16 protein-coding genes are annotated in these 19518 nt (G+C 67.2%); 7 read left to right on the top strand and 9 right to left on the bottom strand.

The window, feature by feature from the left end; genetic code table 11:
• Positions 1-47: 47 nt before the first annotated feature.
• The 3 genes from E5206_RS03705 to E5206_RS03695 form a co-directional block, all read right to left on the bottom strand.
• Entirely contained in the window at positions 48-1028 is a 981-nt protein-coding gene (locus E5206_RS03705) for an alpha-ketoacid dehydrogenase subunit beta (RefSeq protein ID WP_136321311.1), read from the bottom strand.
• On the bottom strand, positions 1028-2278 hold the full coding sequence (pdhA, locus tag E5206_RS03700) for a pyruvate dehydrogenase (acetyl-transferring) E1 component subunit alpha (RefSeq protein WP_136321310.1): 1251 nt from the start codon (positions 2276-2278) through the stop codon (positions 1028-1030). Before pdhA ends, E5206_RS03705 begins: the two co-directional genes overlap by 1 nt.
• A 147-nt stretch (positions 2279-2425) precedes the next feature.
• Positions 2426-3544: a histidinol-phosphate transaminase gene (locus tag E5206_RS03695; RefSeq protein WP_205759998.1), complete on the bottom strand. Its 1119-nt coding sequence runs from the start codon at positions 3542-3544 to the stop codon at positions 2426-2428.
• Positions 3545-3604: 60 nt separating this feature from the next.
• Between E5206_RS03695 and E5206_RS03690 the strand changes: the two genes are divergently transcribed.
• Positions 3605-4033, top strand: coding sequence for a phage holin family protein (locus E5206_RS03690; RefSeq protein ID WP_136321308.1), 429 nt, complete (start codon positions 3605-3607; stop codon positions 4031-4033).
• Positions 4034-4045: 12 nt separating this feature from the next.
• On the opposite strand, the gene E5206_RS03685 is transcribed toward E5206_RS03690, so the two are convergent.
• Together E5206_RS03685 and E5206_RS03680 are read right to left on the bottom strand one after the other, a co-directional pair.
• Positions 4046-5431, bottom strand: a complete 1386-nt coding sequence (locus E5206_RS03685; RefSeq protein WP_136321307.1) for a hypothetical protein — start codon at positions 5429-5431, stop codon at positions 4046-4048.
• The gene (locus tag E5206_RS03680) at positions 5431-5775 is read right to left on the bottom strand and encodes a hypothetical protein (RefSeq protein WP_240689924.1); all 345 of its coding nucleotides are present in this window, start codon (positions 5773-5775) and stop codon (positions 5431-5433) included. Before E5206_RS03680 ends, E5206_RS03685 begins: the two co-directional genes overlap by 1 nt.
• 211 nt (positions 5776-5986) lie before the next feature.
• Between E5206_RS03680 and purB the strand changes: the two genes are divergently transcribed.
• The 5 genes from purB (at position 5987) to E5206_RS03655 (ending at position 14176) form a co-directional block, all read left to right on the top strand.
• On the top strand, positions 5987-7429 hold the full coding sequence (gene purB / locus E5206_RS03675; protein WP_136321306.1) for an adenylosuccinate lyase: 1443 nt from the start codon (positions 5987-5989) through the stop codon (positions 7427-7429).
• Positions 7426-8094, top strand: a complete 669-nt coding sequence (locus E5206_RS03670; RefSeq protein ID WP_136321305.1) for a histidine phosphatase family protein — start codon at positions 7426-7428, stop codon at positions 8092-8094. Before purB ends, E5206_RS03670 begins: the two co-directional genes overlap by 4 nt.
• Positions 8095-8225: 131 nt before the next feature.
• On the top strand, positions 8226-13067 hold the full coding sequence (locus tag E5206_RS03665) for an NAD-glutamate dehydrogenase (RefSeq protein WP_136321304.1): 4842 nt from the start codon (positions 8226-8228) through the stop codon (positions 13065-13067).
• Between the two features lie 97 nt (positions 13068-13164).
• On the top strand, positions 13165-13668 hold the full coding sequence (locus E5206_RS03660) for a GNAT family N-acetyltransferase (protein WP_136321303.1): 504 nt from the start codon (positions 13165-13167) through the stop codon (positions 13666-13668).
• Between the two features lie 73 nt (positions 13669-13741).
• Positions 13742-14176 carry a hotdog domain-containing protein gene (locus E5206_RS03655; protein ID WP_136321302.1) on the top strand — a complete coding sequence of 145 codons (435 nt, stop codon included), beginning with the start codon at positions 13742-13744 and terminating at the stop codon, positions 14174-14176.
• 7 nt (positions 14177-14183) lie between these two features.
• Here the strand turns inward: E5206_RS03655 and E5206_RS03650 are convergent, their stop codons facing one another.
• The 3 genes from E5206_RS03650 to E5206_RS03640 all read right to left on the bottom strand — a co-directional run bounded on the left by E5206_RS03650 (position 14184) and on the right by E5206_RS03640 (position 16822).
• Complete coding sequence (locus E5206_RS03650; protein WP_136321301.1) at positions 14184-14576, bottom strand: nuclear transport factor 2 family protein; 393 nt, start codon at positions 14574-14576, stop codon at positions 14184-14186.
• 111 nt (positions 14577-14687) lie between these two features.
• A complete protein-coding gene (locus E5206_RS03645; RefSeq protein WP_136321300.1) occupies positions 14688-15878 on the bottom strand; it encodes a 4-hydroxybenzoate 3-monooxygenase in 1191 nt (396 codons plus the stop codon).
• Positions 15879-16051: 173 nt separating this feature from the next.
• Positions 16052-16822, bottom strand: a complete 771-nt coding sequence (locus tag E5206_RS03640) for a helix-turn-helix domain-containing protein (protein WP_136321299.1) — start codon at positions 16820-16822, stop codon at positions 16052-16054.
• A 203-nt stretch (positions 16823-17025) separates the two neighbouring features.
• Here E5206_RS03640 and E5206_RS03635 point away from each other — a divergent pair, with 203 nt between their 5' ends.
• On the top strand, positions 17026-18366 hold the full coding sequence (locus E5206_RS03635) for an aromatic acid/H+ symport family MFS transporter (RefSeq protein ID WP_136321298.1): 1341 nt from the start codon (positions 17026-17028) through the stop codon (positions 18364-18366).
• A 10-nt stretch (positions 18367-18376) separates the two neighbouring features.
• On the opposite strand, the gene E5206_RS03630 is transcribed toward E5206_RS03635, so the two are convergent.
• Positions 18377-19441: an FUSC family protein gene (locus E5206_RS03630; protein ID WP_136321297.1), complete on the bottom strand. Its 1065-nt coding sequence runs from the start codon at positions 19439-19441 to the stop codon at positions 18377-18379.
• Between the last annotated feature and the right edge of the window lie 77 nt (positions 19442-19518).

Raw genomic sequence — 19518 nt, 5'->3', positions numbered from 1 at the left:
CGGTTTCGAAAGGCTGCATCGGTCCGCTGCATCAGTGGCAAGGGCCGTCAGTAAGAAAGGGCACGGTCCAGTGCCTCAAGGATGCGGTCGATGTCCGGCAGGTAGTCTTCTTCCACCTTGGCCACGGGGTAGGGCATGTGGAAACCGCCGACCCGGATGACGGGGGCCTCGAGCGAGTGGAAGGCCCGCTCACTGATCCGGGCCGCAATTTCGCCGCCGATGCCGCCGAAGGTGGGGGCCTCGTGCGCCACGATCAGCCGGCCGGTCTTCCGGACGGACTCCGTGACGGTGTCGAAGTCGATCGGCGAAATGGACCGGAGGTCGATCACTTCGACGCTGTGGCCGTCCTCGGCGGCGGCGTTGGCCGCGGCAAGGGCCACCGGCACGAGCGGTCCGTAAACCACCACGGTTGCATCCGTGCCTTCACGCAGTACATGGGCCTTGAAGGGGTCCGTGGCCTGGCCGGCGGATTCCGTGTCGACCTCGCCCTTGAGCCAGTAGCGGCGCTTGGGTTCGAAGACGATCACGGGGTCCTGGCAGTCGACGGCCTGCTGGATCATCCAGTAGGCGTCGTGCGGGTTGGACGGGGTGATGATGCGCAGGCCGGCCGTGTGGGCGAACAGGGCTTCCGGGGATTCAGAGTGGTGCTCGATCGAGCCGATGCCACCGCCGTAGGGGATCCGGATGACGACGGGAACGGTGAGGTTGCCGTTGCTGCGCGCGTGCATCTTGGCCAGCTGGGTGGTGATCTGGTTGAAGCCCGGGAAGACGAAGCCGTCGAACTGGATCTCACAGATGGGTAGGTAGCCGCGCAGGGACAGGCCGATCGCGGTGCCGATGATGCCGGACTCGGCCAGCGGGGTGTCCACCACACGGTCCGCTCCGAATTCGGCGATCAGGCCGTCCGTGACGCGGTAGACGCCGCCGAGCGGCCCGATGTCCTCCCCCATCAGGAGGGAGCGCGGGTTGTTGCGCAGCGCCGCACGCAGGCCTTCATTGATGGCCTTGGCAATGGTCATGGTGGTCATCAGTGGCCCGCACCTTCTGCCTGAACGGCGCCTTCGTCGGCGAATCCTGCGCTGTACTCCTCGAACCAGGCCAGCTCTTCGGCCACCAGCGGGTGTGCTTCCACGTACGTGTTGGCGAACGCGGTCCGGATGTCCGGGGTTTCAAGGTCGTAGGTGGTCTTGCGGACGTAGGCTGCGAGCTCGTCGCCGTCGGCCTTGACCTGCTCGAAGAAGGCCTCGTCCGCCAGGCCCTCGGCCCGGAGGTACTTTTCCAGGCGCTCGAGCGGATCCTTGGCCCGCCACACGGATTCCTCGGCGGATCCGCGGTACTTCGTGGGATCGTCGGCCGTGGTGTGGGCTCCGACGCGGTAGGTGAAGGCCTCGATCAGCACTGGGCCCCTGCCCTCGCGGGCATGCTCGAGCGCCCATTCGGTGACGGCGTGGACGGCGATCACGTCGTTGCCGTCCACCCGGATGCCAGGGAAGCCGTAGCCCTTGGCGCGGTTGGCCAGCGGAATCCGGGTCTGGACCGAGCTCGGGACCGAGATCGCCCAGTGGTTGTTCTGGCAGAAGAAGACGACGGGGGCGTTGTAGGACGAGGCGAAGACCATGGACTCATGGACGTCCCCTTCCGAGCTGGCACCGTCACCGAAATAGACCACGACGGCGGCCTTGGGCTCCGTCACCTGGCCTTCCGCCCCGCCCGCGGCCGCGGCCGCCGCCGCCGCGAGTTTCTGGTCGCGCTGGATGCCCATGGCGTAGCCGACCGCGTGCGGGGTCTGGGCCGCGAGGACGAGCGTGTAGAGGTGGAAGTTGGTGTCCTTGGGGTTCCAGCCGCCGTTGGAGACACCGCGGAACTGGCGCAGCAGCTCAGCCAGGTCGACGTTGCGGGTCAGCGCCACACCGTGTTCGCGGTAGGTGGGGAAGATGTAGTCCTGCGGCTGGCTGGCCCGGCCGGAGCCGATCTGGGCGGCTTCCTGTCCAGTGAGCGGGACCCACAGCGCCAGCTGGCCCTGCCGCTGGAGGGCCGTGGCTTCCACGTCAAAACGTCGGATCTTTGCCATGTCGGCATAAAACCCGCGCAGCTTCTCCGGGTTGAGCCGCTCGGCATATTTCGAGAAGACCGGGTCGGTGCCGAGTTTCCCGTCGGGGCCCAGCAGCTGCACCATCGGCTCGGCCGGGGCGCCCAGTTGGGCTTCGGCTTCCGCCTCAAGCTGGTCATCGAGATCGGTTCCGTCGAACTCGGTAGAGGGCAGATGTGTGGCGCCCATACCGTCTCCTTGCTTGCCGCATCCGAATGCGCCGCAATCGCTGGGATACCTGCCGGGCCGGGAATGTATTCCGAATTCGGCATGTATTTTGGCTTACTGGTCCTTACTTTATCCGCAGGGCGCTGCCCGCAGGCGTCATGTTAAGCGCTAGGAACGCCGTGGCGGTTTTGTATAGATCGCACAGAGTTCCAGGAAGCGGGTGTTGGCCTCGGTCTCGCCGATGCTGACCCGGACTCCCTCGTCCCCGAAGGCCCGGACGGACAGTGCCCGTTCCCCCGCCAGCGCGGCGAACTCCGCGCTGTTGGCGCCGAGATTGAGCCACACGAAGTTACCTTGGGCCTCCGGAACGAACCAGCCGAGCTCCCGGAGCCCGGCGGTGACCCGGTCGCGTTCGTCGACCAGGCTTTGTACCCTTTCTACAACCTCGCCATAGTGTTCCAGCGATGTGACCGCCGCGATTTCTCCGATCTGGGACACGGAGAAGGGCGTCGCGGCGACGCGCAGGTGCTGGGTGAGTTCAGGGCGGGAGACGCTGTAGCCGACCCGAAGCCCGGCGAGGCCGTGCGCCTTGGAGAAGGTCCGCAGTACGACTACGTTCGGGTACTTGCGGTACATCTCGATGCCGTCAACGGCGTCCTCGGCGCGCACGAACTCCTGGTAGGCCTCGTCGATGACCACCACGACGTCGGAGGGTACGGCCTTGATGAAGCGCTCGGTTTCCTCCCTCGTGATGATCGGCCCGGTGGGGTTGTTGGGCGTGCACAGCAGGATCATCCTGGTGCGTGCTGAGACGGCAGCCGCCATCGCATTGAGATCGTGGCGGCCGTCGCTCGTGAGCGGGATCCGGATGCTCTCCGCCCCCGCCAGGCCGACACAGATGGGGTAGGCCTCGAAGGAACGCCAGGCGTAGATGACCTCATCGGCCTTGCCGTCATCGTTCTGGCCCGCGAACGTGGTCAGCAGCTGGTTCAGGGCCCCGAGGCTCCCGGCACCGGTGACGATGTCCTCGGCAGGGACGTCCAGGAACCCGGCGAGGGCAGCGCGCAGCTTGCTGCTGAGCGGGTCCGGGTAACGGTTGAAGTCGGTCTGTGCCGCGATCGCCTGCTGCACTGCGGGAATGGGCGGCAAGGGGTTCTCATTGGAGGACAGCTTGTAGCTGACCAGACCCTCGACGGGGACCGGCGGCTTGCCGGCCGCGTAGCGCGGAAGGAGGTCTACCACCGGGCGCGGCCTGATTCCTCCGGCCGAATTCTCTGATGAAGTCATGACACCTAGCCTACTTCGCCGTCCATGCCGCAACGCGGTGGCATGTGACAGCATGGGGCCATGCGCTCATTCATCGTCCGGGTAATCATCAACGGGCTTGCCCTCTGGATTGCCAGCTGGATCCTTCACGGCAGGCTGGACATCTCCACCTCCGCCACCGAGGCGGCCGTGGCCCACAGCGGAGTCGTCCAGGGCGCGGACATCATCGGGCTCATCCTGGCCTACCTGTTCATCGGGCTGATCTTCGGTGTGGTCAACGCACTTGTGAAGCCGCTGGTGAGTCTGCTTTCGCTCCCGATCACGATCCTGACCCTGGGGCTTTTCACGATCGTCATCAACGCCGCGATGCTCTATCTGACGTCCTGGCTGAGCAGCTACACCCCCGTCCACTTCACCATCGACTCGTTCTTCTGGACCGGGGTCTTCGCGGCCATCATCATCACCGTCATCTCAGTGGTCGCCGGCCGGCTGGCGGGCGCGAGGCGCTGAGTCCAGGCGCCATCACCTGCCCCGGGGCGCGGCGTCGCGCCTGAGCGAGAAACGCGTGACCCTGGCGCCGCCGCCGGCACCAACGACCGCGGCGAGCGCGGCGGTGGAGGCCTGCAGTGACGGATCCCGGCTTACGGAAACCGCCTCGGCGCCCTCCGCGTAGTTGGCCAAGCGGTGGCCGGGTCCCAGGCCGACGTCGTCCCACGCCCCAAAATCCAGCGGATTGGTGAGAATCAGCGGGTTGGTGAGGGTCACCGTCACCCGCTCTTTCGTGTCGGCGTTGGGCAGGCCGTCTGCCCCGGGCACCAGGTCCTGCTCGTGCTCCAGATGCAGGCTGCCGATCCCGGGGGCCGGCTCTATGCCCCCCACCGGGGAGCCCGCCGTCAGCACGAATTTCAGATCGTATTCGGCCAGGAACGCCCGGTCCTGGCTGAGGTTCATGGCATGGATGCCGCCCTGGCTGTAGCCCACGGCGGCAACCTGCTCGCCGGCTTCCGCTCCTGCCTCCCGCAAGGCCTCGCGGACGGCGGCGTTCATCTCCGCGGAGTCGAAGCCCAGGGACTCGGCGATCCCCGCGATATCGAAGGGGTTCGTGCCCTCGGGGAGTCCGTCCAGCTGGGTTCCCGGGATGATGACCACCCAGGCCCGCTGGCCGCCGCTGCCGGTCTGGAGGACTTCGATGTCTCCACTCGTGCGGCCAACGGCTTCAGCCCGCCGCAGCAGCCCGGCCGGCGCGAGATCCGCCTCCTCCGTCCTCGTTTCCTGGCCGGCGATCCGGACCGGGCGTGGCCTGAGGAACTCCAGCCCGGGGGCCGCAGCCAAGCCCCGGACGATGCGGCGGACGTCCGTGGGCCCGCCGGCGGCGCCGATGGCCGCTGCCGTTGTGACCGGCACGCCCAGGAGCAGGGCCAGGTTCCGGGGCAACATGGCGATCCCGTCCTCCGCGATGTCGCGGGCTTTCATCGGCGGCAGGCCGAAGATGCCCGACCCGGAACCGTACTCTGCGCCGTACAGCCCCATCCGCAGGAGCAGTGCGTTCCGGGCCTCCGTGAACTCATACTCGCGCTGGCTCGCCCTGACCTCCCGGGCCATGCGCTCCAGATCCAAGCGGACACGGCCGATGGCCCGGGCGCCCTCTCCCACGGCGGTAATGGCGGAGCTTCCGCTGGCATAGGAATCGGGCTGGTAGGGGAACAGCGCATGCCGCACCGCGTCCGCCTCCATTTCCACCTCCTGCAACTGCCGCAGGACGCCCTCCAGGGCCGCCGCACCGGCAAGCAACTCCTCAAACTGGAAGCTGAGTCCACCCACCCCGCCGCGGATCCGGAGCATGCCGTCGTCAGGGGGCTGCGACGGCTGCGGCGCTCCCCCGGTGCCGGACGGTGTCGCCTCCGCCATCAGTACCCCTGCCGGCCGGAGGAAAGCACCACATTCTGGGCGTGCCGGAGCACGACGGCGGAGGCTTCCTGCAGGGTGTTCCGGCTCCTGCGCAGCGAAGCCGCCTGCAACGACAACGCCGTCCGGTAGGCGCGCCCCGCCGGCGACTGCCAGGTTTGCAGCTCAAGGCCGGCCAGCCGCGAGAGGGCGGAGTCCGCCCGGTCGGCACAGACCGCGACGCGGGCTGCCAGCAGCCGGACCTCGTAACTGCGTGAGGCGCAGGCAGCCGCATCGGCCGCCGCCACCGGATCGGCCACGGTGCCACCCGTGGCGCCTGCCATCGTGCCTGCCATCGTGCCTGCCATTTAGCGGCCCGCCCTCTCCCGTTCCCGGCATCACACCGGATGTCTTCGACGCTAAGGATCCCCGCGGCCGTGCTGAAGCTCCCCGGCGGGCTATGTGGATAAGCAGCCGGAAGGGCTGCCGGACCCGTCATGGCGGATCCGTCACGGCCGGCGGAAGTCACACGGACAGCCGTGCTTAAGGCCCGCCGCCAGTTCGTGAAAGAATCGGACCATGCCTGAAACTGCCGCCACCGCCGCCACCCGTACGCCTTCCGGACGCCTGGCCCTCGCCGCGTCTTCACACCAGATCGCGCTCGGCCCGCTGGATGGCCGCTACCAGTCCGCCGTCGCGCCCCTGGTTGATTATCTTTCCGAAGCCGCCCTGAACCGCGACCGCGTTGCCGTGGAAGTCGAATGGCTCATCCACCTTGCCGGCAACAACGTCCTGCCGGGCGCCGGGCCGCTGACCCCGGAGCAGCAGGAAAAGCTGCGCGCCATCGTGACCGAATTCGACGCCGACGCCGTCAGTGAACTGGCCGACATCGAGGCCGTCACGGTGCACGATGTCAAGGCAGTGGAGTACTACATCGGCCGCCGGCTGCCCGGCATCGGCATCGAACGGCTCACGGCCATGGTGCACTTCGGCTGCACTTCGGAGGACATCAACAACCTTTCCTACGCCCTGGGCATCAAAGGCGCCGTGGAGGACGTGTGGCTGCCGGCCGCCCGCGGCCTGGTGGCCCAGATCAGCACGATGGCGGAGGACAACCGCGCCGTGCCGATGCTCTCCCGGACGCACGGCCAGCCGGCCACCCCCACCACGCTTGGCAAGGAACTGGCCGTCTATGCCCACCGGCTCACCCGCCAGCTGGAGCGCATCGCCGGGACCGAATACCTCGGCAAGATCAACGGCGCCACCGGCACCTACGCCGCCCACGTGGCCTCCGTCCCGGGAGCAGACTGGCAGCAGGTGTCGAAGACCTTCATCGAAGCCCTTGGCCTGAGCTGGAACCCGCTGACCACCCAGATTGAAAGCCACGACTGGCAGGCAGAGCTGTACTCCGACGTCGCACGCTTCAACCGGATCCTGCACAACATCTGCACGGACATCTGGAGCTACATCTCCATCGGTTACTTCGTGCAGGTCCCGGTCGCGGGGGCCACCGGCTCCTCGACCATGCCGCACAAGGTCAACCCGATCCGCTTTGAAAACGCCGAGGCCAACCTGGAGATCTCCTCCGGACTCTTCGATGTGCTGGGCTCCACCCTGGTCACCTCCCGCTGGCAGCGCGACCTCACGGATTCCTCCTCGCAGCGCAACATCGGCGTGGCCTTCGGCCACTCGCTGCTCGCCATCTCCAATGTGGCGAAGGGCCTCGAACGGCTCAACGTCGCGGAGGATGTGCTCGCCGCGGACCTCGACACCAACTGGGAAGTCCTGGGCGAGGCGATCCAGATGGTCATGCGCGCCGAGGCGATCGCCGGCGTCGAAGGCATGGAAAACCCCTACGAGCGGCTCAAGGACCTGACCCGCGGGCAACGCGTCGATGCCGCCCGGATGCAGGAGTTTGTCCAGGGCCTCGGCCTCCCGGCCGAGGCCGAAGCCCGGCTGCTGGCCCTCACCCCCGGCAAGTACACCGGTCTCGCGGAAAAGCTGGTGGACCACCTTAAATGAGGCTCCTCCTCATCCGCCACGGCCAGACTCCCGGAAACGTGCTGGGGCAGCTGGACACCGCCCACCCCGGCCCCGGGCTGACCGAGCTCGGCAAGCGGCAGGCTGCCGTCCTGGCCCGGGCACTGGCGAATGAGCAGATCGACCAGCTGTACGCCTCCACCCTGATCCGCACCCAGCTCACGGCCCGGCCGCTCGCCACGGTGCGCGGGCTCGGCATCGAGGTACTGGAAGGTCTGCGGGAGATCGAAGCCGGATCGCTGGAGAAGCTGACCGATCACGAATCGCACCTGCGCTATCTGGGTACGGTGTTTGCCTGGACGGCCGGGGAGCTGGACCGCCGGATGCCCGCCGGGCCCAACGGCCACGACTTCTTCGAGCGCTACGATGCCTCGATCGCCCGGATTGCCGCGGCCGCGGCGGACTCCGCCACGGGGACGGTGGCCGTGGTCAGCCACGGCGCCGCCATCCGGGTCTGGGCCGGGCGGAGGGCCGGCAACGTCGAACCCGGTTTCGCCGCCAAGCACGTGCTCGCCAACACCGGCATCGTTGCGCTGGACGGCGATCCCGACGCCGGCTGGCGGCTGATCCACTGGGACGGCAGCCCGGTGGGAGGCCTGGTCCTCGCGGACCCGACGGCGGAGGACCCCACCGGCCGCCCGCTGTAGGCCAACCGCACGCCACAGCAGCGGCCGGCACTGGACGGCTCCCGCGCAGCCCGCCATGATAAAAGGAGGCGCGGGGGCTGGACCGTCTACCGCAGTTTGCGATGGCACCCCCGCAGTGGAGGCGCGGTGACATGTCACGCAAATCGGTACCCCCGGAGCACGCCAGGACCGCCGGTTCCTTTGAACCCAGCGGACCTTTTCTGGCCGACTACTACGCGCAGGTGCCCGCGGAGGACCTGCGAAGCTACAACCCCGGGACGCTTCAGGCACGGGCGGCGCATCACGTGTTGCTGGCGTCGTCGCTGGCGCCCGGCCAGGCAGCCGTCGGGATCCTGAACGAACCGGACGCCAGCATCGTTGCAGTGGTCGCCGAGGACATCCCGTACCTGGTCCACTCGATCACGGCGGAGCTCACACGGGACGACGCCCCGATCCGGCTTCTTGTTCATCCGAGCTTCCAGGTGGTGCGTGATCCGGTGTCCCACGAGTTGTTGGACGTCCGGCGTGCCCCTTCTACGCAAGGCGCTGTGGGAGGACCGGGGCGGGACGCCGGCAGAACGGAGACCTGGATTGCCGCGGAGATCGGCAGGCTGGCAGACGACACTGCGGCAAGGGAACTCACGGAGAACCTGCACAGGGTGCTGGATGATGTCCGGGTGGCCGCCGAGGACGCCGCCGCCATCCATGGCAAGCTGTCCGAGGCCGTTGCCTCGGTGGACGGATTCCCCGACGCCGTTGTTCCGCCGCGGGAACAGCTTCGTGAGCTGCTCCTCTGGCTGGAGGATGGCAACTTCCTGTTCCTCGGCTATGCCGAATTTACGCTCACGACGGCGGGTGGCCAGGAGCTGCTCACTGAGCGGCCGGGTGCCGCGCTGGGCCTGCTGAGGCGCCGCCCGGGCGGCACCGATGAAGGACCGGGGCACGGGCAGCCGAGCATCCGCGGGCTCAAGGCACTCACGCTTGCCACCTCGGGGCTGCGGTCTACCGTCCTGAGGCGGTCCTACCTGGACGAAGTGCGCCTGCAGCTGTTCAACGAGACCGGCCGGGCCACCGGGGAACGACGGTTCGTGGGGCTGTTCACCCCCGGCGCCGCGCATCAGTCCGTCCGGCGGATTCCGGTGATCCGCGAAAAAGCCCAGGCCGTCACCGAACACCTGGGATTTACGCCCCGGTCCCACCATGGCAAGGACCTGCTGGCGGTTCTGGAGACCTTCCCGCGCGATGAACTGTTCCACATCGAGGTGGATGACCTCACCCGGCTGGCGGGCGAAATCCTCCGCGCCGAGCAACTCCGGCAGACACGCGTGTTCCTTCGGCCTGACAGCTTTGGCTTGTTCATGTCCGCGCTGGTCTTCTTTCCGCGCCGCCGCTACAGCACGGCCGTCCGGCTGCGGATGGAACAGGAGCTCAGACTGGCCTTCAAGGCGAAATCCATCGAATTCGAGGCCCGGCTGACCGAATCCCCCATGGCCCGGGTGTTCTTCCGGATCCTCATGGCTGGTGCAGCGTCCGATGTCCCGGCATCCGGCACGGCCGGCGTCGATCCCTCCCAGCTGGAGCGGCGCCTGATCTCGGCCACCCGTTCGTGGTCGGACGGACTCGACGAGGTTATCCGTGAGCGCTTCCCCGCGGCAGAGGCCGCACGGCTCTCCGGGCTGTGGTCGGACGCGTTTCCCCCGAGCTATCGAGCGGACTACGAAGCGGAAACCGCCATCGGGGACATCGTCAATTTCGAAACGTTCGATCTGGACGGCACGGGCGGTCGTCCCTTCGGGGATCCGCTGCTTACGGTGTACATCCGGCGGGGCGCGTCGCCCACCCTGGCCGAGGATGCCCGGATCCGCCTCTACCTGACTACGCCCAGGAGCCTCACGCAGATCCTGCCTTTCCTGCACAACCTCGGGCTCGAGGTGCTGGACCAGCGGCCGTTCGAGCTCCGGCGGGGGACCGGCCAGGACGTGTTTCTTTACGACCTCGGTGTGAAGTACCCCGCCGGCGTTGACCCCGAGGAAACCAGCGGACTGCTCGCCGATGCGTTCGGCGCTGCCATGCGGGGCGACGTCGAATCCGACCGGATCGACGCACTCGTCATCCGGGAGGGCGTGGGCTGGCGGCAGGCGGCAATCCTGCGCAGCTATGCGAAGTACCTCCAGCAGTTGGGGACAACCAACTCGTACGGGTTCATCGCGGATACGCTGCTGGCCAACGTCCGAGCAACGCACGCGCTCCTGGCCCTGTTCCAGGCGAAGTTCGATCCCGGGCTCGACGTCCCCCGCCGGTTCCGGGCCACCGCGGCCGCCCGGAAAGAGCTGCTGGCCGCGATCGACGAAATCCCCGTCCTCGACGCCGACCGGCTGCTGCGCACGTTCATGAACCTCGTGGAAGCCACGCTGCGGACCAACTACTTCCAGGGCAAGGGCCACCTGAGTTTCAAATTGAATCCGGCCGCGATCGCCAACGCACCGTTTCCACGGCCGAAGTATGAGATCTGGGTCTACTCCCCACGCGTTGAAGGCGTCCATCTCCGGTTCGGAGCATTGGCCCGCGGCGGGCTGCGCTGGTCTGACCGAAGCGAGGATTTCCGGACCGAGGTCCTGGGCCTGGTCAAGGCGCAGAACGTGAAGAACTCCGTCATTGTGCCGACGGGGGCCAAAGGCGGGTTCTATCCCAAGCAATTGCCGGACCCGGCCGCAGACCGGGAGGCTTGGCTGGCCGAAGGCCTGGCATGCTACCGGATATTCGTCAGCGGGCTGCTGGACCTCACGGACAACCTGGTCCCGTCCGTGCACGGCGAGTCGGTCGTGCCGCCGGAGCACGTGGTGCGGCACGACGGCGACGACTCCTACCTGGTGGTGGCTGCAGACAAGGGAACAGCATCTTTTTCCGACGCCGCCAACGCCGTTGCCAGGGAGTACGGCTTCTGGCTCGGGGACGCCTTCGCATCCGGCGGGTCAGTGGGCTACGACCACAAGCAGATGGGAATAACGGCCCGCGGGGCGTGGGAATCCGTGCGGCGCCATTTCAGCGAACTGGGCATGGATTCGCAGAGTGAAGACTTCACTGTCGCGGGCATCGGCGACATGAGCGGCGATGTTTTCGGGAACGGGATGCTGCTCTCGCCACACATCCGGTTGGTGGCGGCATTCGACCATCGGCACATCTTCCTTGATCCGGCCCCCGATGCCGCGGCATCCTTTGAAGAACGCAAGCGTCTCTTCGGGCTCCCCCGTTCGTCCTGGGCCGACTACGACCCCTCGCTGATCAGCGAGGGCGGCGGCGTCCACTCCCGCCGGGCCAAGACCATCGCAATCACGGAACAGGTCCGGAGCTCCCTCGGCCTGACGCCGGGGACGGTGTCGCTGCCGCCTCACCGGCTTTTGCAGGCCATCCTCCGGGCCCCCGTGGATCTGCTCTACAACGGTGGCATCGGAACGTATATCAAGGCGTCCACGGAAAGCCACACCGAGGTGGGCGACAAGGCCAACGATGCCATCAGGGTCAACGGCGCCGAGCTGAGGACCCGGGTCGTCGCCGAGGGCGGGAACCTGGGCGTCACCCAGCGCGGACGGATCGAGGCGGCCCTCTCCGGCGTCCTGCTTAACACCGATGCGATCGACAATTCGGCGGGCGTGGACTGTTCGGACCATGAGGTCAACATCAAGATCTTCGTTGACCGGATGATCGCGGCCGGCAAGATGCCGGCCGCGGAACGCACCGGCTTCCTGCATTCCCTCACCGATGAGGTTGCCCGCCTTGTCCTGGAAAACAACGTGGACCAAAACGTCCTCCTGTTCAACGACCGGCACTTGGTGCTCGAGTGGAGTCCCGGGTTTGAGCGGATCATGGATTGGCTGGAGAACGCCACGGACCTGGACCGCCGGCTGGAGGCGCTGCCAAGCACGGAGCAACTCCAGGACAGGCTGCGGTCAGGCAAGGGACTGACCGCACCGGAACTGTCAGTGCTGGCCGCCTATGCAAAGATCGAGCTGGCCAGGGAGCTCAACGCCAGCGATCTCGCCGATGACCCATGGTTCAAGCGGGCGCTCCGCGGCTACTTTCCCCGCCGGTTGTCCGAGCGCTTTGACGCCGATCTCGACGCCCATCCCCTGCGCCGCGAGATCGTGTGCACCGTTGTGGCCAATGACATGATCAACCTGGGAGGCATCACCTTCGCCTTCCGCGCCATCGAGGAAACCACGGCCACCGCGGCGGCCGTGGCCAGGGCCTTCGTGGTCGCCCGGGAGGCTTTCGACCTGCCGTGGATAGTGGCACGGCTTGCCGCCCTTCCCCCCGGGTCTCCGAACGAAGAAGCCGCTGAAGTGGCCCTGCATATGCGCCGGGTCCTCGACCGCGCAACCCGGTGGTATGTATCGCGTGATCATCGGGACCAGCCGGTCGTCGAGGCCTTGGGGCGGATCGCGCCGACTTTTGAGCTGCTGAGGACCAGGACCCTGGACTTTCTGCGCGGTTCCGATCTTGACCGCGCCCAGGACCGGCTGTCACATTGGGACAAGGCGGGGATGCCGCGGGAGTTGGGAAGGCGCGCCTGCGATCTACTGGAGAGTTTTGGGCTCCTGGACATCTCCGTGGTGTCGGAACAGGTGGACGAATCCCTCACCACGATCGCCGATCTGTACTTCGCGGTCTTCCAGCGGATCGGTGCGGCGAGCCTGTTGCTGCGCATCACCGACCTGCCCCGGCAGAGCCGGTGGGAAGCCCTGGCCCGTGCAGCCCTGCGTGACGACGTCTACTCCGCCGTGGCGGACATGACGATTTCCGTCATGCAGTCCACCCATGGCCGCGACGCCTCCGGCGCCGATACCGTGGAACGCATTGTGGCGTGGGAACGCGGTCACCAGGAGCAGCTGGGACGCATCAAGGACACCTTCGCGGAGGTGACCAAACCGGGACAGGTGGATATCGCCTCCATCTCGGTGGCACTCAAGCTGCTCCGGACACTCGTGCGAAGGTGAAGATACAGTTCTCCGAACCCTTACCCGCAGGAAACACCGCCGAAACCGCCATTGCCTAACCTTGAACTGCATAACCCTTCGGCGAATCGAGGCAGTGATGCAGACCAACCCCCGGCTCAACATCAGGCAGGTCACGTGGACCAACCCGGTGGGGGCGGCCCTGCGCGCAGCCCAGCAGGCGGAACTGGACGCCCGCTTCGGCAGCAGCGACCACGAACCCGGGCCGCCGCCGTCGGAAGCCGACACGGCCATCTTCCTTGTCGCGCACGACAAGGCCTCCGGACAGCCCGTCGGCTGCGGCGGACTGCGGATCCTGGACGGGCACACCGCCGAGATCAAGCGGCTCTACGTCCTGCCGTACACCCGCGGATCCGGCGTGGCGACCTCGATCCTGGCCGCGCTGGAAGCCCACGCCCACGCCATCGGCATCACCTCCATCACCGCAGAGGCGGGCTCCGCCCAGCCCGATGGCCGGCATTTCTACGAGAGTTCAGGCTTCGGAGCCGTGCCGAATTTCGGGCCCTATGTGGGGGTGGAGCACTCGTACTGCTATGCCAAGGCCATCGATTCGCACAGCGCCGCCCACACCGCCATGGCGTGAGGCCACAGTGCCAGGCCACAGCGTGAGGCCGTCACAGAGGGAAGGCCGCGCCGCCGTCGGCTAACCTCGCACTATGGAAACGGCCGATATTACCTTCCGCACCCGCAAATGGGTGCGGCCCGAAGACCTTAATGCCAACGGCACGCTGTTCGGCGGAAGCCTGCTCAAATGGATCGACGAGGAAGCTGCGATCTACGCCATCCTGCAGCTGGGCAACGGCCGGGCCGTCACCAAGTACATTTCGGAAATCAACTTCGTCAGTTCCGCCGTCCAGGGCGACCTGATCGAGATGGGCCTGACCGCCACCCGATTCGGCCGGACCTCCCTGACCATGCGCGCCGAGGTCCGGAACATGATCACCCGCCAGAGCATCCTCACGATCGAGGAAATCGTCTTCGTGAACCTGGATCCGGCCGGCAAGCCCGAGCCGCACGGCTACACCGAGATCACCTATGACCGGGACAGGGTTCCAACCCACCATCTGACGGAGACGCTTAACCAGGACTAGTCCCGGGTCAGGTCCAGAACTCGTCTGCCTTGGCCGTGTCCTCGAAGAACTCCCGGCCCTCGGCGACCTTTCCGTCGCGGATCACGAACGTGATGACGGTGGCCAGGTCAAGGGTTTTGCCATTGCTTTCGCCCCGGGTCTGCTGGATCCCCACCGTGTGGTTTTCCCCGCCGATGATGTCCTGGACGTCGGCTTGGAAGTGACCCTGGGTGCGCGCTCCCAGTTCACCGAAATACGCCAGGACGGCGTCGCGACCCTGTTTCTTCCCCGACAGCACGCCGCTTCCGGCAACGTGCCAAACAGCGTCCTCGGCGAATATCTCGCTGAGGGTCGGTATGTCCCCTGCGTTGAAGGCCTCGTACCCCCGCCGGACCAGTTCAGCATTTTCTGCGGCTCCCATTTCGGACACCTCTCCGTCATCCTTGTCGGGTCATTCCGGGACGGCTTAAGGCTAGTCCTGGCCCGGGTGCCTGTCGATGGGAAAATCATCGGCAGGCACCCGGGACGGCCGCTAGCTGGAGGCCGGCCAGCCGGTGTACGCCTCGGCCAGGTAGGCGCGGCCGTGACGGGAGGACACCACGGAGTTGAGCTCCCCGAGCTGGCGGGCACGGGCGAAGTCGTCGCCGCCGACCGGGGTGTGCAGCATGGAAGTCATCCAGTAGGAGAACTGCTGGGCTTTCCAGACGCGGTCCAGGGCGCGGCCGCTGTAGCCATCGAGCAGCGCGGTGGAACCGGACTTGTAGAAGCTGTCGAAGCCCTCGAAGAGCACCTTGACGTCGTGGAGCGCCAGGTTCAGCCCCTTGGCGCCGGTCGGTGGAACGGTGTGCGCGGCATCCCCGGCAAGGAACAGGTTCCCGTGCCGCATCGGGGCGTGCACGAAGCTGCGGAACTTCAGGACCGTCTTGTCGATGACCGGCCCCTCCTTCAGCTCGAAGCCGTTGCCGTTGACTCGGCTGCGGAAGGCGTCCCAGATCCGGTCATCGCTCCAGTCGTTGACGTCCTCGTTCGGGTCACACTGGAAGTAGAGGCGCTGGACCGTTTCGGTCCGCTGGCTGATGAGGGCGAAGCCGTTTTCGGAGTTGGCATAGATCAGTTCGTCGGAGCTGCGCGGCGTCTCGGCGAGGATACCGAACCAGGCGAAGGGGTATTCGTGGAAGTACCACTTGCGCTGCGCCTCCGGAATCTGGAACCGGCTGTGGCTGCGGGAGCCGTCGGCGCCGGCGATGAAGTCGGCCTGGAGTTCGTATTCCACGCCGTCTGCGTCCGTGAACCAGACCTTCGGCTTGCCTTCGAGGTCGTGGATGGTGGTATCCGTGACGCTGTAGCGCACGTCCCCGCCGTCGGCCTGGCGCCGGGCAGCAAGGTCGAGGAACACGTCGGTCTGGGGGTAGAGCCAGACGGATTCCCCGACCAGGTCCTGGAAATCGATGCGGTGGCTTTCGCCGTTGAAGCGCAGTTCGATGCCGTCGTGCCGGTCGCCGTCCCGGAGCACCCGGTCGGAAGCGCCGCTGTCCACGAGGAGGTTCACCGAACCGTGTTCCAGGATGCCGGCGCGGACGGTCTCCGAAATTTCCTGGTGGCTGCGGATCTCGATGACGGTGGATTCGATCCCTGCCTTGGCCAGCAGGTGCGAAAGCATAAGCCCCGCCGGGCCGGCACCCATGATGGCGACTTGGGTGGTGATGACTTTACGGTTTGCCATGTGTTCCTCGCTTCGTTGCGGGGCCGTTGCTGCTGGGCTCCCTGCGGTACTTGGCGTACCTTGCAGGCGGTGCATTCAGCGCGTCGGGCCGGTTGGATTCCCTGGCTACAGTGTGCGCCCGGACACGTGATGAGCGTTACATCAATTTCATTGAATGGAACCAGCGCATGGAATTAGACGGACCGGGGGGACACGGCCCCCGGGGAGTCATGCAACTGCCGCCCGATGCCGCGTGCCGCCGTCTGCAGCGCCGGAACCAGGGCCTGCAGCCGCATTTCATGCAGCGGAACCACGACGCCGAGCGCGGCCACCGTGCGGTTCCTCGCGTCCCGCACGGGCACGGCGATGCCCCAGGTGTCCGGGTCCACCACCCCGGCCAGCTGGGCGTAGCCGTGGGCCGCGGTCTCGTGCAGGAGGGTGCGGACATCCTGCGCCCGCAGCTTGCCGGCGGGATCCTTGAACCGCCGCAGGTATTCGGCCTGCACGGCCGGTGGCTGGTTGGCCATCAGGGCAAGGCCGGCCGAGGAAACGTGGACCGGCATCCGGCCCGCGATCTGTGCGCGGTTCGCGACGGATCCGCGGCGTGAGAGGCGTTCCACGAAGAGCGCCTCCCAGCCGTCCAGCACGGCCAGGTTCACATTCTGGTTCAGCACCTGCTGGATGTCCTCCATGAAGGGCATGGCCGCCTGACGCAGCGCCAGCGTGGGCGAGTTGCGGTTGACCAGTTCCCAGAGCCGCAGCCCCAGCCTCACCGAGCCGCCGCTTCCGAGCTCCAGCAGCCCGTGCCCGGCGAGCTGCCGGACCAGCCGGTGGGCCGTGGCCAGGGGCAGGGCGGCCCGTGCGGCCAGCTCGGAGAGCTGCAGTTCCGTGACGCCCGCGGGAAAGGCTTCGATCACCCGCACGACGCGGTCCACCACGGAATCCCCGGACCCGGAGTTCGCCATCGGAGCCCCTTCCGTTGAATGGTAGCTGGCTTTCCACTCTACACATTCCGGCGGGAGGGAACGGCGGGGGCCTTGGGCGGGAGCCTTTCCCGCGCCCCGCCGAAGTGGTAGAACTCTCACGTGGGAACAATGCGGAAAGGAACGCGGCCGGTGCCGTGTTCGGTTGGAAATCCACGCACAGAATCGCTGAGGTAGCCACGTCCATGTCCTCGCTGAAGAAGAAATCGCGCTGGCCCGTCTGGCTGTGCTGGCTGGCCATGGTCCTGGACGGCTTTGACCTCGTGGTTCTTGGCACCGTCATCCCGACCCTGATCAAATCCCACGAACTCGGGTTCGACGCCGTGGGGGCCACATTTGCGGCCACCATCTCGCTGGTGGGCGTAGGGCTGGGTGCGTTGTTCATCGCCCCACTGGCGGACCGCTTTGGCCGGCGTAAGCTGCTGGTGGCCTGCGTGACCTGGTTCTCCATCTTCACCATTGCCGTCGTCTTCGCCCCGAACGTGGCGCTCTTCAGCGTTTTCCGGCTGCTCGCCGGGCTTGGCCTGGGGGCGTGCCTTCCGGCCGCGCTGGCCTACATGAATGACTATGCCCCGGCCGGCTCTGCCGGGAAGTCCACGACGCGGACCATGACCGGTTACCACGCCGGTGCCGTGGCCACGGCTTTCCTTGCCCTTATGGTCATCCCGAGCTGGCGGACCATGTTCGTGGTGGGCGGCGTGGCCGGCCTCGCCCTGGTTCCATTCCTCTGGTTCAGGCTTCCGGAAACACTGCCGGCGGCGTACCGCGTCCCCGAGGCTGCTGTCAGCCAGGCGGCGCAGCCCGGCGCTGTGGCCGGCCCCGCGGTGACTCCGATGCCTGCACCGGCGTCCCAGCCGGTGCCGTCGGCGCCGGTGCCGTCCTGGTCCGGGGCAGCCCAGCCGGAGCGGGCCGGTTTCCGGCACCTCGGCCGGAAGCCCTACCCGCTGGTGGCCGCCGGCGTGGCCGTGGCGTCCTTCATGGGGCTGCTCCTGGTCTACGGGCTGAACACGTGGCTGCCGCAGCTCATGTCATCCGCCGGATATTCCCTCAGCGCGGGACTTTCGCTGCTGCTGGTGCTCAACGTCGGTGCCGTGGCGGGCCTCCTGGTCGCCGGTGTCCTGGCGGACCGGCACGGTACGAAGAAGATCGTGCTCCTCTGGTTCGGCCTCTCCGCGGTGTTCCTGGCGGTGCTGAGCGTCAAGCTCCAGAACGAACCTCTGCTCAATGTGGCGGTGTTCGTGACGGGCGTGTTCGTCTTCAGCTCCCAGGTCCTGGTGTACGCCTGGGTCAGCCAGCTCTTCCCGGCCAGCCTGCGCGGCACCGCCCTGGGCTTCGCCGCCGGGGTGGGCCGCTTCGGCGCCATCCTGGGCCCGGCCGTGACCGGCACCCTCGTGGCCGCAGGCATTGCGTATCCGTGGGGCTTCTACGTTTTCGCCGCCGCAGCCGTGCTGGCTGTCGCGGCGCTGGCTTTCGTGCCGCAAACCGTCGCCGCAGCGCCCGGACCGCCGGCCGCCGTCGGGCGCTAGCAGGTAGCGGTCAGCCCGGCGGCTGCCGGCCACGCAGGCGCCGCCAGAGCGTCGGGGCCAGGACGACGGCGATGCCGACGGCGGCACCGATGGCGGTCTCCACGATCCGGTCCCGCAGCAGGATTACGGGCGAGGAGGGCGCGACCAGCAGCGTCGAGATCAGGGCCAGGGGCGTGACGAAAATCTGGGCCAGGACGTATTGGCGTGCAATGAACATTTCGGCCCCGAACTGGCAGGCGGCAATCACCAGCACGGTCTGCCAGGGCGCGGGCCGGAGCAACAGGATCCCGGCCAGCAGCACGAGCCCCAGGGCCGTGCCCACGATGCGTTGCACACCCCGGCTGACGCGGTGGCGGGTGGTATGCCCGACCAGGGGGACCACCGCCGCCACCATGGCCCAGTAATTGTGGCCGAATCCCAGCCATTCGCCAGCCAGGGTCCCCAGGGTTCCGGCCAGGCCGGCCGCGATGAGATAGCCGACCGCTTCGAGCCGGGCTGCCCGCTTTTCGCCCGGAGTCAGCCGCGGGGGTTGCGGCCTCACCCATGGCGTCCGGTGGCTCCGGACCACGCGGGAGGAGATTCCGATCAGCAGAGACAAGGCGACGGTGAGCACCGCCACCAGCATCCCCTGCCACAGCGGCGGCTGGTCAGGGATCGACGCGATCGCCGCGAAGGCGAAGATGTGGAAGAGCGAGCCTGCCGGGCGGAGACGCCACCAGGCGATGATCAGGGAGCATCCCCCTGCCACCACGGTGGTGGCCAGGACCTGGATCCAGGTGGTGTTCGAGGCGGTGAGCGCGAAGGCCTCGCCGGTGCGGGCCGTCAGGGTGGCCAGGAGCATCACGAGCACCATCAGCAGGCCGCCCCGCAGCTGGATGACGAACCGCTTGGCGTGCGGCTCGTTCCGGCCGTAGATCCCGGTGAAGGCCCCGAAGGAGGCAAAGACGGCCAGATCCAGCCGGTCCAGCAGCAGCAGGGTGATGAGGGGGACAAAGACGCCGACAGCGCACCGGAGCGCCACCTGATGGTCGTTCCTGCTGGGTGCCATCGTGAACATTTCGGAGGGCATCTTCACGGCTGGGGGCGCCTTTCGTTGCGATCAGGATTTACGACGGCGGCAGTGGCATCCACGCTGGATTCTACGCCGGAAAG

Origin of the sequence: Arthrobacter sp. PAMC25564 (genome assembly GCF_004798705.1) — a bacterium.
Lineage (GTDB): Bacteria > Actinomycetota > Actinomycetes > Actinomycetales > Micrococcaceae > Arthrobacter.
The sequence above is the reverse complement of the archived record's forward strand: the minus strand, read 5'-3'. Positions and strand labels throughout refer to the sequence as shown.

Excerpts from the sequence above, each read along its gene's own strand:
- E5206_RS03670 (WP_136321305.1), top strand. The coding sequence starts at position 7,426 with ATGAGGCTCCTCCTCATCCGCCACGGCCAGACTCCCGGAAACGTGCTG.
- purB (WP_136321306.1), top strand. The coding sequence starts at position 5,987 with ATGCCTGAAACTGCCGCCACCGCCGCCACCCGTACGCCTTCCGGACGC.
- E5206_RS03695 (WP_205759998.1), bottom strand. The coding sequence starts at position 3,544 with ATGACTTCATCAGAGAATTCGGCCGGAGGAATCAGGCCGCGCCCGGTG.
- E5206_RS03650 (WP_136321301.1), bottom strand. The coding sequence starts at position 14,576 with ATGGGAGCCGCAGAAAATGCTGAACTGGTCCGGCGGGGGTACGAGGCC.
- E5206_RS03645 (WP_136321300.1), bottom strand. The coding sequence starts at position 15,878 with ATGGCAAACCGTAAAGTCATCACCACCCAAGTCGCCATCATGGGTGCC.
- E5206_RS03655 (WP_136321302.1), top strand. The coding sequence starts at position 13,742 with ATGGAAACGGCCGATATTACCTTCCGCACCCGCAAATGGGTGCGGCCC.
- E5206_RS03635 (WP_136321298.1), top strand. The coding sequence starts at position 17,026 with ATGTCCTCGCTGAAGAAGAAATCGCGCTGGCCCGTCTGGCTGTGCTGG.
- E5206_RS03705 (WP_136321311.1), bottom strand. The coding sequence starts at position 1,028 with ATGACCACCATGACCATTGCCAAGGCCATCAATGAAGGCCTGCGTGCG.
- E5206_RS03685 (WP_136321307.1), bottom strand. The coding sequence starts at position 5,431 with ATGGCGGAGGCGACACCGTCCGGCACCGGGGGAGCGCCGCAGCCGTCG.
- E5206_RS03660 (WP_136321303.1), top strand. The coding sequence starts at position 13,165 with ATGCAGACCAACCCCCGGCTCAACATCAGGCAGGTCACGTGGACCAAC.
- E5206_RS03690 (WP_136321308.1), top strand. The coding sequence starts at position 3,605 with ATGCGCTCATTCATCGTCCGGGTAATCATCAACGGGCTTGCCCTCTGG.
- E5206_RS03680 (WP_240689924.1), bottom strand. The coding sequence starts at position 5,775 with ATGGCAGGCACGATGGCAGGCACGATGGCAGGCGCCACGGGTGGCACC.
- E5206_RS03665 (WP_136321304.1), top strand. The coding sequence starts at position 8,226 with ATGTCACGCAAATCGGTACCCCCGGAGCACGCCAGGACCGCCGGTTCC.
- pdhA (WP_136321310.1), bottom strand. The coding sequence starts at position 2,278 with ATGGGCGCCACACATCTGCCCTCTACCGAGTTCGACGGAACCGATCTC.
- E5206_RS03640 (WP_136321299.1), bottom strand. The coding sequence starts at position 16,822 with ATGGCGAACTCCGGGTCCGGGGATTCCGTGGTGGACCGCGTCGTGCGG.